The organism is Azospirillum sp. B506 (genome assembly GCF_000333595.1).
Taxonomy (GTDB): domain Bacteria; phylum Pseudomonadota; class Alphaproteobacteria; order Azospirillales; family Azospirillaceae; genus Azospirillum.
In genome coordinates this window covers 1-2,533 of sequence record NZ_BADK01000510.1, presented here as the reverse complement: position 1 = coordinate 2,533, position 2,533 = coordinate 1, and the positions used below count along the sequence as shown (strand labels likewise).

Below are 2,533 nucleotides of genomic sequence, written 5' to 3'. Positions count from 1 at the left end.
CTGTCTTTTCGCCAGAAGGCTTTTCGGCCGGGTCCTTGTCCATGGTTGCAGGAGGGGCGGCAGGGGCGGCGGCAGGGGAGCCGGCAGGGGAGCCGGCAGGCGGGGTATCTGCGCCGGTGCCGCCGGTCGCGCCGCGCGCCGGCTCGTTGGCGGCGTTGCCGATCAGGCCGGCCTCGCGGTAATAGCGCTCCGCCCCCGGATGCAGGGGGACCGAGACGTTGGCGACCGCGCGGGCAGGGTCGAAGTTGCGGCCCTGCGGATGCCCCTCGGCCAGGACGCGGCGGGTGTTCTCGTGCCACAGCGCGCGGACGACGCCATAGATCAGGTCGGGGTCGCGGTCGGCGCGGGTCAGCAGCTCCGCCCCCAGGCTGAGCGTCGGGGTGAGGGCGCTGCCGGGATAGGCGTTGGCCGGGATCTCATGTCCGATATAGAAGCGCTGGGTGCGCAGCAGCCGGTCGGCCGGCTCGCCGTCCAGCGGCACCAGACGGATCGGCACCCGCGCCGCCACGTCGGCGACCGCCGCCACCGGATAGCCGCCGACCATGAAGAAGCCGTCCAGTTCGCCCTTCGCCAGCCGGTCGGCGGCCATGCCGGGCTTCAGGTACAGCGGCGTGATCGTGTTTTCCGACAGGCCGTAGGCGTCGAGGATCAGCCGCGCCTCCACCAGCGTGCCGGACCCTTCCTCGCCCAGCGAGATGCTGCGGCCCTTCAGGTCGGCCATGCGGTCGATGAAGCCGTCGGAGCGGACGACGACCTGGATCGCCTCCGCATAGAGCATGCCCAGCGAGCGCAGTTCGGCGAAGGGGCGTTTGCCGGTGAAGCTGCCGGTGCCGCTGTAGGCCCAATAGGCGACGTCGGCCTGGGCGAACCCGGCCTCGACGGTGCCGGCCCGCAGCATCTCGACATTCTCGACCGATCCGTTGCTGGCCTGCGCCACCACGATCAGGCCGGGGATGCCGCAGCTTCCCCCCTTGTCGCAGGGGCGGGAGCCCGGCGGGTTGGAAATGGCGTTGGCGATCAGGCCGCCGATCGGGAAATAGGTGCCGGAGGTGGTGCCGGTGCCGATGCGGAAATAGCGCAGATCCTGCGCGGCGGCTGGTCCGCCCAGCAGTCGGCCGCCCAGCAGCGGCGCCAGGGCCGCTCCTCCCAACAGGCCGCTCAGCAGATGGCGGCGTGTCGGCCGGCGTGTCACGGCGGACCCGGCCTGAAGCTCCCATGACGGAAGGCCCGGTCGGGGAGGGCAGGCTTTGGCGGCTGCGCGGGGCACCGGGGCGTTCCGTTCGTCTGGTCCGTTCGTCCGGAAATGGGACGGGCGGGGTTGGCAGGGGCGTGGCTTCAAAGATTTCTGCGCAACCCCGTCATTTCAAGGCGTAACCGGTCAAATCACGCCGACGAGGTCAAGAACGCCGGCGACTGCTACCGCACCGCCACACAACCGCACCGCCCGGTCCGACTCGGCCTGGGTCACCGCGATGGACAGGCCCAGCCCGCCGCAGGAGACCAGCATCAGCCCGGCGGCGAATCCGGCCCAATAGAGCGGCGGTCCCTGGTGGGCATGGCCGTGGAACACCGCGGCGACCGCGGCGACCAGCACCGCCACAGCAGCCGGCGCCCGTACCCCCAGAGCCACCAGCGACCCGACCACCAGCAGCGAGGCGGCCAGTCCCGGCCCGGCATAGGGAAGCCGCACCCCCATCTGTGCGGCGAAGCCCGCCGCCAGTGCGGCGGTCACGGTGGCGGCGGGCACCTGCCACACCGCGGTGCCGCCGGCCTGACCGGCCCACAGGCCGATGCCGAGGATGCCCAGCAGATGCTGCAGCACCCACACCGGCGTGGTCAGCCCGTTGCCGAAGGCCCCCGTCAGCGTGGTCATGACCGCGTCCCCTGTCCGTTCAGTTCCAGGGGCCGGTATGGCGGTAGGAGCCGGGCGGGGTCAAGCTGCCAAGGTGGAGGTGACGCGACCGCTACCGCGCCAGCGGGTCGCCCCATTGGCGCAGGTCGTTCTCCCGCCGCATCAGGTCGCGCTGGCCCAGCGGGTCGAGCCGCCCCATGGCGTCGTCGGTGCGCATGCGGTCGACCTCCGGCCGGATCAGGTCGCGCTTGAAAGCGTCGGTGGCGCTCTGCGACGACGGCGGGGGCGGCACCGGGATTGGGCGCGGCGGCTGGGGCAGGACGGCCGGGTCGGGCGGTGGCGACGAACTGCCGCGGCGGCGCTTCGGCTGGGGCTGGTCGGTGGTGTCCGGCTCGCGGCGCCTCTCGCTGTCGTCGGCCTGCCGGGGCTGTGCCGCGGTGGCGGGCGTCGAGCCGGCGCGCGACTGATCCGCCTGGATCTGGCTCCAGGTTCGCCACTCGCCGCCACCGCCGGGGACCACTGTCTGGTTGTAGATCGGAGGGAAGCCCTGGGCACGGCCGGGCGTGTCGTCGCGCAGGTCCGACGGCGCGCCAGCGGCTGCCGCCAGCATGAGGACGAGCGGAGCCAGTCGAGGGGTGAGGGACGGGAGAGGTGGGGTCCTTGATGGAATGTCGGTTCTGC

General features: G+C 72.4%; 3 protein-coding genes. All 3 read right to left on the bottom strand.

The window, feature by feature from the left end; all coding sequences use genetic code 11:
- Positions 1-1,192, bottom strand: a 1,192-nt coding sequence (locus I71_RS15330) for a TAXI family TRAP transporter solute-binding subunit (protein ID WP_244433856.1), incomplete at its 3' end; no start/stop codon positions are given.
- 186 nt (positions 1,193-1,378) lie between these two features.
- The gene (locus I71_RS15325; RefSeq protein WP_042695717.1) at positions 1,379-1,873 is read right to left on the bottom strand and encodes a HupE/UreJ family protein; all 495 of its coding nucleotides are present in this window, start codon (positions 1,871-1,873) and stop codon (positions 1,379-1,381) included.
- A gap of 91 nt (positions 1,874-1,964) precedes the next feature.
- Positions 1,965-2,533: hypothetical protein (locus tag I71_RS15320; protein WP_375731198.1), on the bottom strand; the 569-nt coding region annotated here is incomplete at its 5' end.